This is a genomic window from Paenibacillus sp. FSL H8-0283 (genome assembly GCF_045040675.1).
Classification (GTDB): domain Bacteria; phylum Bacillota; class Bacilli; order Paenibacillales; family Paenibacillaceae; genus Paenibacillus; species Paenibacillus amylolyticus.
Map to the genome: position 1 here is coordinate 3,679,386 of NZ_CP150295.1, position 15,205 is coordinate 3,694,590.

Annotated in this window: 14 protein-coding genes; 9 read left to right on the forward strand and 5 right to left on the reverse strand. The window is 42.5% G+C overall.

Annotation, left to right across the window (positions count from 1 at the left end):
• The first annotated feature begins 69 nt into the window (after nucleotides 1–69).
• From MHI52_RS16460 to MHI52_RS16470, 3 genes are read left to right on the forward strand one after another with little or no spacing between them, the layout of a single operon-like run.
• Nucleotides 70–1,737, forward strand: a complete 1,668-nt coding sequence (locus MHI52_RS16460; RefSeq protein ID WP_341344017.1) for a hypothetical protein — start codon at nucleotides 70–72, stop codon at nucleotides 1,735–1,737.
• A 55-nt stretch (nucleotides 1,738–1,792) separates the two neighbouring features.
• Nucleotides 1,793–3,001 carry a hypothetical protein gene (locus MHI52_RS16465; RefSeq protein ID WP_341344018.1) on the forward strand — a complete coding sequence of 403 codons (1,209 nt, stop codon included), beginning with the start codon at nucleotides 1,793–1,795 and terminating at the stop codon, nucleotides 2,999–3,001.
• Between the two features lie 51 nt (nucleotides 3,002–3,052).
• Nucleotides 3,053–3,406: a hypothetical protein gene (locus MHI52_RS16470; RefSeq protein ID WP_036671514.1), complete on the forward strand. Its 354-nt coding sequence runs from the start codon at nucleotides 3,053–3,055 to the stop codon at nucleotides 3,404–3,406.
• Nucleotides 3,407–3,630: 224 nt separating this feature from the next.
• Here the strand turns inward: MHI52_RS16470 and MHI52_RS16475 are convergent, their stop codons facing one another.
• On the reverse strand, nucleotides 3,631–3,888 hold the full coding sequence (locus MHI52_RS16475) for a GlsB/YeaQ/YmgE family stress response membrane protein (protein WP_024630063.1): 258 nt from the start codon (nucleotides 3,886–3,888) through the stop codon (nucleotides 3,631–3,633).
• A gap of 157 nt (nucleotides 3,889–4,045) precedes the next feature.
• Between MHI52_RS16475 and MHI52_RS16480 the strand changes: the two genes are divergently transcribed.
• The 3 genes from MHI52_RS16480 (at nucleotide 4,046) to MHI52_RS16490 (ending at nucleotide 6,995) form a co-directional block, all read left to right on the forward strand.
• On the forward strand, nucleotides 4,046–4,753 hold the full coding sequence (locus MHI52_RS16480) for a response regulator transcription factor (protein WP_076250590.1): 708 nt from the start codon (nucleotides 4,046–4,048) through the stop codon (nucleotides 4,751–4,753).
• A gap of 41 nt (nucleotides 4,754–4,794) precedes the next feature.
• Nucleotides 4,795–6,189 carry a cell wall metabolism sensor histidine kinase WalK gene (locus MHI52_RS16485; RefSeq protein ID WP_101313848.1) on the forward strand — a complete coding sequence of 465 codons (1,395 nt, stop codon included), beginning with the start codon at nucleotides 4,795–4,797 and terminating at the stop codon, nucleotides 6,187–6,189.
• Nucleotides 6,190–6,290: 101 nt separating this feature from the next.
• Nucleotides 6,291–6,995: a hypothetical protein gene (locus MHI52_RS16490; RefSeq protein WP_340386376.1), complete on the forward strand. Its 705-nt coding sequence runs from the start codon at nucleotides 6,291–6,293 to the stop codon at nucleotides 6,993–6,995.
• A 123-nt stretch (nucleotides 6,996–7,118) separates the two neighbouring features.
• Here MHI52_RS16490 and MHI52_RS16495 read toward each other — a convergent pair whose 3' ends face one another.
• The 3 genes from MHI52_RS16495 to MHI52_RS16505 are packed head-to-tail and all read right to left on the reverse strand — an operon-like array spanning nucleotide 7,119 to nucleotide 10,048.
• A complete protein-coding gene (locus tag MHI52_RS16495) occupies nucleotides 7,119–8,426 on the reverse strand; it encodes a HAMP domain-containing sensor histidine kinase (protein WP_341344019.1) in 1,308 nt (435 codons plus the stop codon).
• A complete protein-coding gene (locus tag MHI52_RS16500) occupies nucleotides 8,401–9,099 on the reverse strand; it encodes a response regulator transcription factor (RefSeq protein ID WP_036613934.1) in 699 nt (232 codons plus the stop codon). Before MHI52_RS16500 ends, MHI52_RS16495 begins: the two co-directional genes overlap by 26 nt.
• Nucleotides 9,086–10,048 carry a phosphatidylinositol-specific phospholipase C/glycerophosphodiester phosphodiesterase family protein gene (locus MHI52_RS16505; RefSeq protein ID WP_340386378.1) on the reverse strand — a complete coding sequence of 321 codons (963 nt, stop codon included), beginning with the start codon at nucleotides 10,046–10,048 and terminating at the stop codon, nucleotides 9,086–9,088. The genes MHI52_RS16500 and MHI52_RS16505 overlap by 14 nt, the downstream gene beginning before the upstream one ends.
• A gap of 338 nt (nucleotides 10,049–10,386) precedes the next feature.
• On the opposite strand from MHI52_RS16505, the gene MHI52_RS16510 reads away from it, so the two are divergent.
• Nucleotides 10,387–10,752 (forward strand): nuclear transport factor 2 family protein, encoded by a 366-nt coding sequence (locus tag MHI52_RS16510; RefSeq protein ID WP_256721204.1) that lies wholly within the window; start codon nucleotides 10,387–10,389, stop codon nucleotides 10,750–10,752.
• A 302-nt stretch (nucleotides 10,753–11,054) separates the two neighbouring features.
• Here MHI52_RS16510 and MHI52_RS16515 read toward each other — a convergent pair whose 3' ends face one another.
• Nucleotides 11,055–11,624, reverse strand: a complete 570-nt coding sequence (locus tag MHI52_RS16515; protein WP_076317758.1) for a TetR/AcrR family transcriptional regulator — start codon at nucleotides 11,622–11,624, stop codon at nucleotides 11,055–11,057.
• Between the two features lie 165 nt (nucleotides 11,625–11,789).
• On the opposite strand from MHI52_RS16515, the gene MHI52_RS16520 reads away from it, so the two are divergent.
• Both MHI52_RS16520 and MHI52_RS16525 read left to right on the forward strand, forming a co-directional pair.
• On the forward strand, nucleotides 11,790–13,295 hold the full coding sequence (locus tag MHI52_RS16520; RefSeq protein ID WP_180361761.1) for an NAD(P)/FAD-dependent oxidoreductase: 1,506 nt from the start codon (nucleotides 11,790–11,792) through the stop codon (nucleotides 13,293–13,295).
• A 424-nt stretch (nucleotides 13,296–13,719) separates the two neighbouring features.
• A complete protein-coding gene (locus MHI52_RS16525; RefSeq protein WP_341344020.1) occupies nucleotides 13,720–15,144 on the forward strand; it encodes a 6-phospho-beta-glucosidase in 1,425 nt (474 codons plus the stop codon).
• Nucleotides 15,145–15,205: the final 61 nt, after the last annotated feature.

Genomic DNA, 15,205 nt, shown 5'->3' on the forward strand with positions numbered 1-15,205 from the left:
AACCAAAGGAGTGGAGGTGGATGAATATTTCTGCCTCTAATCATTTGGAAAAAAGGAGAATAAAATTTTATGGCTATTTTATCAACCGGACCGATTGAGAATAATCCGGTCAGTGGTGTAAGGCCAACGCAGCAACTGACAATTAAAATGGATAATCGAGATTTAATCAATAGTGCCGATGTTTTGATTCAAGGATACTATCTAGACGGAGCTCGAAACTTATACGTAAACGAACTCATTAATGTGAATCCAAATGAAGTAATAACGAAGAATTATGATGGGAACTTTAATGCTTTTGAATTTGTCTTTACAACGAGCGGTTTAGCAGAAGATCAGACGGGAATCTCGGTTTGGGGAAAAAATGTAGAAGGGCAACTTGTAATTCCCCATCGCATTGTATCTTCAGAATTGCTAGGTGCAAATGAAGTAACAGGACCACCAGGAACAACGGGAGCTACGGGATCTACAGGAGCCATAGGACCCACTGGGGCTACAGGAGTTACAGGAGCAACAGGAGCCCAAGGTACGATTGAGCCTAATGCGACCATCGTGGGAGTAGAACCCAATGTTAGCTCTCAATTTAACGAATTAAGAACCAATGAAAAAACGCCAATTATTGAGTTGACTTCTGTATATGGCTTATCCAACCTAAGAGACATTGTTTTAACATTGGGCGATGCTACAGTCGGAAGTAATAATACGGAATTTCAATTAACTACAACTATATCCGGATCTGACATTGCTATCCTTCAAAGCTCGGAGAGAGGAAGGTATGAATCAGGCTTAGCGGGAGAAATAGGAATTGGTACTCGTTTACCAGCTCCACCGACAGGGACCCAAGTGGTCAGATGGGGCGCTTTTGACGATCAGAACGGCTTATTCTTTGGACAGAGCGTAGCGAATGGAATATTTGTAGCGATCAGAAGAGCAAGTGTTGATACTATTATTCCTCAAACATCTTGGAATGTGGATAAATTAGATGGAACAGGTCCGAGTGGCGCGACGCTTAGTTTATCTAAAGGGAATATATTTCAAATCGTATTTACATGGTATGGGTATGGAGTAATCGAATTTAGAGTTGTCATCCCTGATCCTACAACTTTAGCACAAGAAGTAATTATCGTTCATCGCTTTTCCCCCAATGGGCAAACCAGTCTGGCCGATCCTAATCTTCCTCTACGTGCGGAGATCTTTAATAATGGCACAGAATCAGAACTCAATTTATTCGTTGGAGGAAGACAATACAGTATATTGGGTAAATATAATCCCGTTTTCAGGGTTACTTCCGAAAGGAGAACTGTAACTGCAACAGGGTCACTCACACCAATTTTGTCTTTCCAGAGAAAGACATCCTTCCCGCCAGGTTCAGGTAGGGCAAATTCAGTGAGTATCAAATTAGAAAGTATTGATCTTATAACTACAGATGATATTTACTATCAGATCATATTAGGCGGAACGATTAATGGAGGCTTCGTAAACTTTCCAACAGCAACGACTAATATTCCAACTTCGGAAACAGCTCTTCTAATCAACAACACACTAACGACAATAGCGGATGGTCAAGTCCTATTACAAGGCTTAGTAGCCGGAGTTGCGGGAAGTGTCAGAATATCAGCTTCTTCTTCATTATTGGATTTCCAATTACCTGACTCTGAAATTGTGACTTTAGCCGTAGGAAATTTAAGCGGGGGTACTAATCCTGTTACTGCCACCTTTAGTCTTACTGAAGAATGGTAAAAAGTAATAGAAAAGGAGGGATTCACTTTTCCCTTTCTGCGAAGGAGGAACTATCTTGTCAGATATTATTATCTCGAATATTGGTCCGAATATAAGTTCGCAATTCGATGAGCTGATTGTATCGGAAAAAACCCCAATCGTGGAGTTAACATCTGCATATGGTCTATCCATTCTAAGAGATTCCGTTACAACCACTGGGGATGGTACGGTTACCAATGATGCAACGGAATTTAATCTAAGCAATACCACTAACGGAACAGATTCGGCCATTCTAGAAAGTGTATTACGAGGTAGATACGAGCCAGGATTCGCAGGAGAGGCCGGAATCGGCGTTCGAATACCTATACTGCCGATAGGCAATCAGATTGGAAGATGGGGATTCTTTGACGATCAGAACGGGGCTTTTTTTGGAGTAAATAGCACAAATGTATTCGTGGTCATACGGCGAGGAGGCTCCGATACAACATTTCCTCAAAGTTTATGGAATGTAGACCGATTAGATGGAACAGGTCCGAGTGGAGCGACGCTTAGTTTATCTAAAGGGAATATATTTCAAATCGTATTTACTTGGTATGGATATGGAGTAATCGAATTTAGAGTGGTCATCCCTAATCCGTCGACTTTAGCGCAAGAGGTAACTACCGTCCATCGATTCTCTCCAACAGGTCAAACGAGTTTTATTGACCCCAATCTTCCATTAAGAGCACAAATCGATAATAACGGAACTGCAGAAGCTTATACCCTTTTTGTAGGAGGAAGACAATATAGTATTATCAGAAAATATGATCCTACCTTTAGAGTCACTTCGGAAAGGAGGAGGGTTACCAATCTCACATCAACACTAACACCCGTCCTATCATTTACAAGAAAAGCAATCTTCCCTTCGGGATCAGCTAGAACGAACTCTGTTCAAGTGGATCTAGAAGAAATAAACATTATCTCATCCGTAGATCTTAGTTATCAAGTACTTGTGGGTGGAACTCTCGACGGAGCATTTATTAATTATCCAACAGCTACAACGATCATTCCCGATAGCGAAACAGCTCTGTTGGTAAACAACTCTTCTACGACGATTACTGGGGGGGAAGTCGTTTTTCAAGGAATTACAGGAGGCGGAACAGGAGGAAACAGGATATTAGCTTCTTCAGAACTATTCGATTTCACGCTTCCTGAAAATCAGGTCGTAACATTAGCTGTATCAAATATTGGTGGGGCAGGCTCAAATATAGTTGATGTGGTATTTAGTGTTGCTGAGAGCTGGTAAAACCTCAGGTCATAGTGAAATACATTAAATGTTGGAAAGGGGTAAGAGAGAATGATTTTATCCACCGGTCCGATAGAAAATAATCCTGTTAATAGTGTAAGGCCGACACAACAGTTGACGATCAAAATAGATAATCGCAACTTAGTCGATGGCTCAAATATCTTGATTCAGGGTTATTATTTGAATGGAACAAGAACACTATATGTACTTGAGTTAATTTCTATCAATCCTAATCAAGTCCTAACCAAAAATTATTATGCAGACTTTAATTCTTTTGAATTCGTCTTTACAACAAGCGGTTTAGCAGAACAACAAGTTCAAATTTCAGTTTGGGGTAAGGATGCTGCCGGACAGCTTGTCTCGGCGCATCGCTTAGTAGCTTCTGAACAACTTGACGAAGCATAAGAAGCAAGATAAACGGCGGGCTGAGTTAGATAAAACAAACTCGTCAAAGCACTTTAGAGAAGAAATGAAGAGGATGGTGGATCTGTCTTTTGGCTCAATGGATGAAATCAGTACAAAAATAAAAAAAGGACCGTAAGTGTTCATCTTCCATCGATGAATGCTTTCGGTCCTTCTATGTTTATCCTGCACTAATGAATGACGGGATCGGTTTTCGCCTCTCTATGTTAACGTCTTCGGAAGGCTCCGCCGCGTGCCAGAGCGAAAAAGATGAGCAGGGCAATAATCGAGCCAACAATGGCGGGAATAATATGAAATCCGCCAATCACCGGCCCCCTTGGTCCCAGCAATTCCGTTCCTAACCAGGAACCGATAAAACCCGCGATAATGTTCCCAAGTACACCGCCCGGTACGTCCCGCCCAATTAAGTTGCCGCTTAACCAGCCAATAAGTCCACCAACAATGAGTACCCAGAGCAGATCCATGGATTGTTCTCCTTTCTTCGGGTTTATTACAAGTTATGTTGGGTTCGTTGGAATATACCTTATCTTCCTGTTGGTGGAGGAATCTAAAGCGCCTGTGCTAAGATGGGTTAATAATTGATTAAAGCTGGTGAAAACAAGGCTAGATAGGGGTGTACAGTTGAAGAAAATCCTAGTCATTGATGATGAAATTGCAATTCGAGATTTAATTGAGCTTGTACTGAGAAGAGAAAACTACGTCGTTCAAACGGCTGAGAACGGTAAAATAGCCTTGCAGCTGCTGGATACTTTTCAGCCGGATCTGGTGGTGCTTGATTTAATGCTGCCTGACTGCTCTGGATATGACCTGTGCAAGGAAATCACCGGGAAACGTGCCGTTCCTGTGATCATGCTCTCTGCCAAAAATGAGGTAATCGACAAGGTGTTGGGACTAGAGCTAGGGGCGGAAGATTACATGACCAAACCTTTTGACAATCGTGAATTGCTCGCTCGGATCAAGGTCATTCTGAGAAGAAACGAGAGCAAGGAGGAATCAAGTGAAGGAACAGAAGTGAAATCTACACGCATCATTCATGAAGAGCTGACATTTGATCTGGAAAGCCGCAGGGTGCTAAAAAACGGTGTACCCGTGTCTTTAACGGCCAAAGAGTTTAAAATTCTGGAAACGTTACTCAAAAGGCCAGACAAAATCTTTACCCGGGATGAGCTGCTGCAGATCGGATGGGGATATGATTTTATGGGAGACAGTCGCAGTGTGGATATGACCATCATGCGATTACGGAAGAAGCTGGAGGATAACGCGGACGAACCGAAGTATGTCAGGACGATCTATGGATTTGGCTATCAACTTGGAGGTGGCGAGGCCTGAAGTATGCAACCCGGTTACTGCTGAATTATTTATTTTTCTCCGTGCTGTCCTTTGGCATCATCATTTTTGCGGTGAATAAAGCCATCGATTACTACAGCTTCATTACCATTGAGAAACAGATGATGGAGAAGGCGGATCTGTCCGAGTTGTCCTTCCGTGAGGTGTTATCTCAGCATAGGTCATCTTCAGGAGAGCCCCAGACCAAGGAAATTGTCAGACTCGCTCTGGAGAAGCTGAAAGCTTCAGGCAAGGAAGTACGTATCTATGACAGCTCCAAGCAGTTGCTGGGCTTGGCTGTGGATGGCATCATCATTAATGATGGCAAACCTCTTATTTTCGAAAAGAATATTGAGAAAGCCCTGAGCGGCAGTTATGCCTACACCGTAACGGAAGATCATCTGCTTTATTTCGCGACGCCCATTCAGGATCAATTCTACGAGAACGCTTATGTGTATGAGTTCGTGGAGGACATTTCCTACTTTTATGCGATTATGGATCAAATCCGTTATATCCTGTTTGCGGGTGCAGGCGGATTTATTGTACTGATTACGTTATCCAGTCTGTGGATTGCCCGCAACACAACCAAGCCGATTAAACTGTTGCTTGACGCTGCGCAAAGTTTCTCTAGGCAGGAGTTTCGGAGAGTTCATCTAAACCGTAAGGATGAGCTGGGCATGCTGGCAGATGGACTGGATTCCATGGGGCGGCAGCTTCATGATTACATTCAGTACCAGAGGCAATTCGTCTCCAACGTATCTCACGAGTTAAAAACACCCTTGGCAGCCATTCGTGGTTTCTCTCAATACTTGGTTGAAGGGGAGAACGAGGACAAGGAGTTACAAAAAATCTATGCTCATCTGTTGCAGGAATCAGATCGGCTGACGCGCTTGATTAATGAACTGTTGTTGTTATCCCGATTCGACAAGGCTGGTTCTAACGAACTGGAAGTCGAGAAAACGGAAATAAACGAACTGATTCAGCAAGTCGCAACGAGTATGGGTGCCAAGGCCAAAGATAAAGGAATTGAGATTATGGTTAGTAAAGTGGAGGGAGGATCAACAGATGGAGGTCTGACAAAAGTCTACTCCGATGTCAATCCCATGTTGATGTCCCATGCCATCGCCAATCTTGTGGACAATGCCATCAAATACTCAGGAAGTCACTCACAGATTAAAGTAGAGATGGAGCATACGCCAAGTGAGGTGGTTATACGGATACGTGATCAAGGTATTGGTATCGCGGGCGATGAGCTGGAGAGAGTACAGGAACGTTTTTACCGGGCGAAAAATGCTAGCACAGCGAACGGTTCAGGTCTTGGGCTTTCTATTTGCAAGGAGATTGTCGAGCGGTTTAATGGTTATATTGACATGGAAAGTCAAATCGGGGAAGGAACAACCGTTACGATTGTGTTGCCCCGTGCGGAAACACAATCGTAAATAATTAACGTTACAAGATTGGTACATTTCTGTTATGAGACTAACAAATGTTTTATTTATAATCACTTCATAAGAACAAATCACACATTTATGGAGGGATCATGATGAAATTGATAAACAAAGCAACAGGTGTTATCGTACTAGGTGCTCTACTAACGGTGGCATTAGCGGGCTGTCAGTCCAATGATGCTACGCCCCCAGCAACCGGACAGAACACAGCGAATGAACAAAGCAAAGGCGAAGGAGCAACAAATGCTAATGCTCCTGCTTCCGAAAGTTCTGAAGAAAAGGGGACTGAAGCTATTAAGGAAGGTTCGATGGAGAAGGAAGGCAATGTGGTGCTGAAGGAGCTTGCTTTTGTCTATAATGAGCACACCATTGCGATTTCGGATACAGCGAATGAAGATCAGATGGAACAGATGCTGGGCAAACCGGATAACCTGAAATCTCATACGTACAGTGCCGACGATGGAACAAACATGGATACGTTAATCGGTTTTACAGAAAAGGTCTATACGTATCCTGGTCTGGAGATTAAAACAATCAGTATACCAGAGGGAAAACAAGACTCCATCTTTCATATCGAAATCACAGATCCCAAGTACGCGACAGTGCGAAACATTAAAGCAGGAGATAGCCTGGATACACTCAAAAACGCCTACCCTGAGGGGAAACTGCTTGGTGATGGAGCCCCTAATGAGGAGGATGACTTCCGTTACGAGCCATCCAATTATGTGGATGTGATGTCGTTCCATATCAAGGATGCCAAGGTGGAGAGCATTCAGATCTACAGCCTTCTGGACTAATATTTAGGAATCGATGTTGGTAAGCCATTCATACGATTCACCTTTTATACCTGAATAAAAATGAAAAGTTAACCCTCATACTCCTGAAAAGGAGCATTGAGGGTTAACGTAGTTTTAGGACTTTTAAATTAAGCGCTGCTTGGGCAAATGCAGAATAACGTTGAATTGATCACCATGAATTTCGATTTTGATCTCCCCGCCGTGCAGCTCAACGATACTTTTCACAATGGACAGCCCTAGGCCGGAGCCTTCTGTCTGGCGGGATTCATCTGCTCTTTTGAAACGTTCGAACAACTCTTCCGCAGCAAAATCAATCTCATAAGCAGCAGTATTTTGAATTTTGAATAGCACCAGATCATCAGACTCATCCAAATAAATATAGATTCTGGTTCCCGGAAGCGAATATTTCTGCGCGTTGCCAATTAAATTTTCGAATACACGCCAAATTTTATTGCCGTCCAAATGTGCATGGATCGGGAATTTCGCAATCCTCTCCCGAATCACAGGCGACGCTTGTCCCATACTGGTGTTGGACTCGGCAATTGCCTGTGTCAACAATGTCGCGACATCGACGTACTCAATATCCAGCTCTACTGTACCACTGGCCATCTTTGAGATTTCGAACAGGTCTTCAATCAACAGCTTCATCCGTAGCGCCTTCCGGTCCAGGGTTTCAATATAGGATCGGGTGGTCTCTGTAGACAGATTTTCTTTTTTTAATAAATCAACATAGTTGATAATAGAAGTAAGTGGGGTCTTCAAATCATGTGATACGTTGGTAATCAGCTCTGTTTTTAACCGTTCGCTCTTCATTTGATTCTCCAGCGCGCTTTGATACCCGGCTTTCATATTGTTAATATAACCAGCAAGCTTGGATAGATCATCCTTGCCGGTATCCTGAATTGTGTTTTGAATATTTCCTTCGGCAATCTCTTTGCTCCCGTTGATAATGGCGATGAATCTTCTAAGCTTGGAAAGTATATATGGAACCAAGAACAACACGTAGAGCAACAAATAAAGTAGAAGCCACCCCTGTCCGTAATATGTGACTGCCTGCCAAATACAAATGCCGGCTATCGCGGTTAGCAAAAGCATCATGATGAGGCCAAACGTTAGTCTCCCGTTTTGTAAACTGGCTCTAAGACCGGTTCTCCAAATATGAAAGTAATCCATCAGCAGACTGCCATGCCAGAAGGAACGCCTACTATGGGGTGCCTTAAAATAAAGAAACAGTCTGCTTGCCAGCAGGCAAAGAATAATTAAGGCAAGCAGTGTCTGGATATAACTTGAAGTTGAATAGCTCAGACTCAACCCCGTGTATGAATACCTGTTTATGAGTACGAGGCTCCATAGAATCGCGGCGACAATGATGACAATAAGGTCGATTGGAACCTTCCGATCGGCTTTATTTTTTCTCGATTTTGTATCCAATTCCCCATACCACCTTTAAATATTTTGGGTCTTTGGGATTGATTTCAATTTTTTCACGAATGTTTCTCACATGTACGGCAACCGTATTCTCTGAAGTGAAGATCAGTTCATTCCACACGCGCTCATAAATCTCTTCGATTGAGAAAACCCTACCCTTGTTCTCCATCAGCAGCTCCAAAATTTTGTATTCTTTCGGGGTCAATCTGACGTCCTCTCCATCTATCTCAACAGTCTTCGAGCTTTTGTTCAGCACGAGTCCTCTTACTTGAATGAGCTCATCCCCGTTTGACTGGAAGGAACCTAAATTCGTAAACCGGCGCAGCTGAGATCTGACTCTAGCGATCAGCTCTAGAGGATTGAACGGCTTCGTAATATAGTCATCAGCCCCAACGTTGAGTCCCAAAATCTTGTCGCTATCTTCTGACTTGGCGGAAAGCATAATGATCGGTATATTTTTGTTTTCACGAATTTTAAATGTCGTTTTAATTCCATCGAGCTGTGGCATCATGTTGTCCATGATAATAAGATGAATGGTTTCTTGTTCAAGAATTTCCAGCGCCTCCAATCCGTTAGAGGCAGTTAATACATCCACATCTTCGCTTTTCAAATAAATAACAAGCGCTTCTCGAATTTCCGGTTCATCGTCTACAACAAGAATGTTATTTATAGCCATTAATTCTCACCTTCATCACGATATTTCTTATATTTACTAATCCGGAACTCATGTATCCCGAAAATTCAACATGGCCGGGGGGAGCGTCTGCAAGCATCAGCTCCGCTGGTGATTCTTCCTGATCCGTGTAAAATCCATGCACCCCGAACCTGGACAGAATCTGCATAACCGGTCTGCTGTTGACGGTGTGAACATAGCTTTTTACCCCAAACTTATGTAGTGTTGGAACTAAATTGGGGTTTAGATACACACGGTATACAGGCATGGCAACCGCTGTCAGTTGTTTGTCCCTTACGAATTCTACAATACTTTCGGCGGAGGCGCCAGTTTTGTAAAGTGAATATATTTTGTTTGGAAAGGGGTGGATTCCCATAACCGTGTCATACATTTCCGGGCTGAAAATTTCAGGTATAATCCGGTTGAGCAGTGCAGGATCCGTACGTTGAACCTCATTGACTAGATGCGCAAACTGCTGCTGAATTTGCTCTTTGCTGCCTGCTTTCGTATCCACAATTAAGTCAAAATCAGGATATTGCTGCATCAGCTGCAGTATGTCCGGCAGTGTAAGAGGGTGGAATCTTCCCATAATAAGCGAGTTTTCAAACTGAAGCGTTGTTACGTTTCGTCCGCGATGAGCGGCCAAATCCGGCTGTAGCTTCTGCGACCAATCATGTCTGGCTACAAGTTTCCCGTCCGTCGTCTGCACCAGATCAACCTCGAACAAACGGTACCCTCTATTGTAATTGGTTATAAACGCCTCATAAGAATTGGTGTAGCTAGCCCCGTTAACTCCACCAAATGCATGTGCAATAAGCCTATTCTCCTGCCAGCCGCTGGTGCCAAATGTAGAGTCCGGCTGATTCTGACCTGTCCTAACAAGCCCCCAGTTGAACCAGATCATTCCTGCCGTAATGACTATGAGTAAGGTTAACATCATCGTTTTCTTCATTCGTTGTGCTCCTTCGTTATCCCGATGTAAGACATACTACAGGACGCAAATGAAGAAGGAGTCGTATAAAAACGAAGGAATTTATGAAGTTTTTACATTTCACTACCAAACGAGATTTCTTCACTGAAGAGAAGACATTCACAGTCACAACTTTCCGCCTAGTCACGCCCACCGTATGACCCCGAATGAAATGAAATTGGTACTTCAGAGTTTAAGAAGAGTTTTTTTGGTAATCAACAAGTATTAACAGATCTGAATTTTCAATTTGAAAAGGATAAATTTATGGCCTTACCGCTGGCAATACTACCAACTCTCTGAACACCGATGCAAACATCACGATGTTAAATAATTATTATCGCTTGTTTGATGCATCTCGCACTGACGATCGGGCTATGAAGGACTTGTTATCCCTGTTCACGCAGAATGCTGAAATTGTTTCAAACGGTAGCAGTCGTACAGGATTCGAGGTGGTTATTAAGACTTTTTATGAATACAATAAAGACATTAAACATATGTGGGATGCATGGGTTCTTCAGCCCGACGGCAGTTATCGAACTAACTGGGCAGTATGCGGGCAAGCAGTAGATGGCACGGTGTATGCGAAGGCGGGTATAGATATTATGCGTGTGAACGAGTCAGGGCAGATCGTGTATCTGAAGAACGTGCAGACGACTGAAGATGCTTACAATGAATATAACTCGTAAGATGAATATAGGTGGTTGTTACTTCATAGGCCTCTGGTAAGCAACCATTGCTAGTTTGCTACATAGTAACCCATTTTTTTGATCAGTAGACATAATTTTATCGACTTATATTTTAGATTCACAGCATCTGTGGCCTTCAACCGAACTATCCTAAAACTAAAGAAACCGATGGGACTTTACATAAGTAAAATGCCCATCGGTTTTTATTTTATCTCAACAATAAGATACCTTCTTATTCTGGTGGTGAAAATAGGTCAGGCTGGATAACTTGGCTAGGTACGTCGCGTAGAGTGAGCTTCATGCTAGTCTAACATGATTTTCTCGTTAACCATTTGATAGTAATACTCATCCATCTGTCCTGCCGTAACATCTTCTTCAAGATGATATATCCACCACGTGACAAGTAAACTAATGACCCCTGAATGATATTCGGCTAAGAGTTCTATGGGGGGTGAAAATGGTTTACCTCTTCTTTTTAGTTCCAGAAAATCTCTTCTGGATATATCTCCGATATAGTTTTTGAAAAAGTCAGTAAATCCCTTGTCATTCTTCTGGTTTTGAACAATCGGCTCCAGTAAATTCTCCAACATGAATCTAGATAGGCTTTGCAAGGGCTGCCGAAGCCGATCTTCTATACTCATTTGTAAATAATCCTGAAGAACCCACGTGAGGGTAGCGGATAACAGCGCAAATTTATCCTCAAAATGTTTGTAAAACGTTGTACGGTGAACCATCGCTTTATCACATATCTCATTAATCGTGATATTGCTGAATAGTTTGCCTTGCTCAGATAACAGATCTCTAAAGGCCGTAATTAACAATTTATGAGTCCTGGCAACTCTTAAATCAAGCTTTTTTTCATTGATTTTCATCTACACCACTTCCATATCGTAGTTTAACTATATGCCATCGCTATATTGATTCTTACTATAAAAGAAATTTTGATTATATATTGGTATTATAAGTAATATTTTGATTGATCTACAAGTGTAGATTAAAATCTAATTTCTAGAAAGGATGAATCTTCGGTGTCTGACATGAAAAAAGCTGTGGTGATCGGAGCAGGGATTGCTGGATTAATTACTGCAAGAATGTTAGCCGATTATTATGAGGAAGTATGTGTGATTGAGAGGGATGAATTCCCTTCGGAGCCAAATAACCGGCAGGGTGTACCTCAATCTTTTCATCCACACCGTGTACAACCACGCGGCGCGCTGATTATGGAACATTATTTCCCAGGTTACAATGACGAATTGATAGCATTGGGAGCGATCTCTTCACACGATGAGAAGCTTATAGTTACTAATCGATACGGTACATTAGTTAACAAGGAGGATCCTTCTTCATTCAAAATTGCATCGTGCAGCAGAGCTTTGCTGGAATGGGTGCTGCGCAAACGACTCCAGGACATTTCTCATGTAAGCATCTTAACCAGCTTGGAAGTTACCGGGCTAATGGTCTCTGAAGATCAGCACTCCATTACAGGAATTTACACAAAAGAAAGAAAAGGAGAGAAGCGAGAAGACCAACTTCCAGCGAATATGGTTATTGATGCCTCTGGTCGTTCCTCCAAATTGATCAGATGGCTTGATAAATTAGGGTTGAATGTGCCGGAGCCGGAGGTGCTGAAGGTATCTCTTGGTTACAGCACTCGTTATTACAAAATAAAATCCTCTATTCCAAATGAATTCGTGATGTCTGATTCAGATCCTGAGCAAGGTATTCGTGCAGGCATATTTACGCGCATTGAGGATGATATCGCTGGACTCATTCTTTTCAATGCTGGAGGGGAGGAGTATCCTTCAACTCAGCCAGAGGAGTTTCAAGAACAACTCAAGCATCTATTTGCTTCAGATAAAATTGTGGAGTTGATGGAACGGTTGGAGCCTGTGCAAGGGCCGCGCGGATATCGTATATCCGAGTCTATTCGTCAGCATTTTGAACTCATGGAAGATTGGCCATCTGGTTTACTCGTCCTTGGTGATGCATTTTGCAGCTTTGATCCAATTCATGGACAAGGCATCACCGTTGCTGCGATCGAAGCTGAGACTATAGGGAAATGTTTGGAAGCACAGCGCTTGCATCCCGATCCGCAGTTTGAACGGAACGTATTGCTGCGTATGCAGCAGGCCATCGATCCGGCTTGGTGGCTTAGTTCCGTGGCTGACCTGCGTTGGAGAGGGGTAGAACATGGTGGGCCTTATGAACTGAAAGGAGTAGATTTTGCTCAGAAATATATCAACTTATTTACGAAGAAAGCGATGAAAAAAGCGGATCAGGAAAAAGATAACCATCTCTTTTTTATGCAATTCCTGATGAATGCTTTGATCCTTCCTCCAAGTGAATATTTCAAAGCGGATGTCCTGGACATGATTTTGAACGACAATGGTTCAGAAGAAGAAATGGAATTAAGAGCAGCGCTTCGTGTCCAGGATCCGGAATTGTACCAGCAAAAATTAGATGAGGTAATTCCATTATTCCAACTGGACTATGATGAAGAGATTAAGAAACTGCTGGAAACTCTTCAGCCTGCGATGAGCTAATAAAACAACTTAAAAGCTGTATGTAGGGGTGATTACAACCACCACAACTAATAGTCGAGAAACCCAGGTGATTCATAGACCTTGGGTTTCTTTCGTGTTTGAATGAGGACGTACAATTGAATAACGAGGTGACGCTGCTCGCAAGTGAGGAGGCTGCACCCTGTTTGACCGGAGCCATTCCGCTTATTAAAAGTAAAGTTACCCTCGAGCTAGCATGCAGCAATCCTTTGAAACACTGCGTTACTTTTATGTTACAAATGTGAATCTGTGATACCTTGAACTAAATACGAAATAACATATATTTTATGAATTAATCTATGTAGCATAAGTTGTGCAAACAAATACATGATAAAAAAACCGATAAAGCGGGATTCGTTTTTTATCCAGATCAGCTGAAGGTTTAAAAGAAAGGTGGGCTTACCAAATGAGTCAAACATTTCAATTTCCTAATGGTTTTTTGTGGGGCGGTTCCGTCTCTGCGAACCAAATTGAGGGTGCATATCTAGAGGACGGGAAAGGACTATCCATTTCGGATATCATGCCGCACGGCATTCAGACACCTCCAACAACAGAACCAACAGAGGAGAATATGAAGTTAATCGCAATTGACTTCTATCATCGATACAAGGAGGACATTAAACTCCTTGCCGAAATGGGTTTCAAAGTTTTCCGCACGTCTATCGCCTGGTCCAGAATCTTCCCCAAAGGGGATGAACTTGAGCCAAACGAAAAAGGCCTCCAATTTTACGACAACCTTTTTGACGAGTGCCGGAAATACGGAATTGAACCTCTAGTTACGATCTCTCATTATGAGACTCCTCTACATCTCGTTAGGGAATATGATGGCTGGGCGAATCGAAAAATGATCGGTTTCTATGAACGGTATGTGCGAGCCATTTTCGACAGATATAAAGACAAAGTGAAGTATTGGCTTACATTTAACGAGATTAATTCTATTCTGGAACACCCGTTTGTGGGCGGCGGGATTAACACGCATGCGGATCAACTTAGCAAACAGGATCTGTACCAAGCGGTTCACCACGAGTTTGTTGCAAGTGCTCTGGCGGTTAAAATAGGGCATGAAATTAACCCTGATTTCAAAATTGGTTGTATGGTCATTGCTATGCCGATTTACCCATTGACTCCTGACCCTAATGATATGATCAAAGTGATGGAAGCTGATCATAAGAATACAGGTTTCACGGATGTCCATGTGCGTGGTTACTACCCAGGCTACATGAAACGTTATTTGAAAGATAACGGAATTACCATTCATTTTGAACCTGGCGATGAAGAAATTCTGAAAAATACCGTTGACTTTATTTCCTTTAGCTACTACCAAAGTAGTTGCGAAACGGCTGATCCAGCCAAGCAAATTAAAGGAGAAGGAAACCTGATTGGTGGTGTTCCTAATCCGCTCTTGACCGCGAGTGATTGGGGCTGGCAGATCGACCCTCAAGGCTTAAGGTACATCATGAATGCGATGTATGATCGTTATCAGAAGCCATTATTCATCGTTGAAAATGGATTAGGAGCCGTAGATGAACTGATTACGGACGGAAATGGTAATAAAACCGTTATTGATGATTATCGCATTAAATATTTGAAGGAGCACTTGCTTCAAGTTGCTGAAGCCATTCAAGATGGTGTTGAATTGATGGGATATGCATCATGGGGTTGTATTGACTTGGTTAGTGCAACAACTGCAGAGATGAAAAAACGGTACGGATTCATCTATGTGGATCGTCATGATGATGGTTCAGGAACATTGGAACGCTATCGTAAGAAATCCTTCCACTGGTATAAGGATGTCATTCAGAGCAACGGGATCAGCTTGTTTCGTGAATAGCGACAGCTGCTGATGTTGGAAATACGTTTATTACAGATTAGCGTACAGGCCTACAGAATAA

Bases quoted from the DNA above. Each gene is read 5' to 3' on its own strand.
- MHI52_RS16470 (WP_036671514.1), top strand. From the start codon at position 3,053: ATGATTTTATCCACCGGTCCGATAGAAAATAATCCTGTTAATAGTGTA.
- MHI52_RS16510 (WP_256721204.1), top strand. From the start codon at position 10,387: ATGTTAAATAATTATTATCGCTTGTTTGATGCATCTCGCACTGACGAT.
- MHI52_RS16490 (WP_340386376.1), top strand. From the start codon at position 6,291: ATGATGAAATTGATAAACAAAGCAACAGGTGTTATCGTACTAGGTGCT.
- MHI52_RS16475 (WP_024630063.1), bottom strand. From the start codon at position 3,888: ATGGATCTGCTCTGGGTACTCATTGTTGGTGGACTTATTGGCTGGTTA.
- MHI52_RS16520 (WP_180361761.1), top strand. From the start codon at position 11,790: ATGAAAAAAGCTGTGGTGATCGGAGCAGGGATTGCTGGATTAATTACT.
- MHI52_RS16525 (WP_341344020.1), top strand. From the start codon at position 13,720: ATGAGTCAAACATTTCAATTTCCTAATGGTTTTTTGTGGGGCGGTTCC.
- MHI52_RS16505 (WP_340386378.1), bottom strand. From the start codon at position 10,048: ATGAAGAAAACGATGATGTTAACCTTACTCATAGTCATTACGGCAGGA.
- MHI52_RS16515 (WP_076317758.1), bottom strand. From the start codon at position 11,624: ATGAAAATCAATGAAAAAAAGCTTGATTTAAGAGTTGCCAGGACTCAT.
- MHI52_RS16500 (WP_036613934.1), bottom strand. From the start codon at position 9,099: ATGGCTATAAATAACATTCTTGTTGTAGACGATGAACCGGAAATTCGA.
- MHI52_RS16460 (WP_341344017.1), top strand. From the start codon at position 70: ATGGCTATTTTATCAACCGGACCGATTGAGAATAATCCGGTCAGTGGT.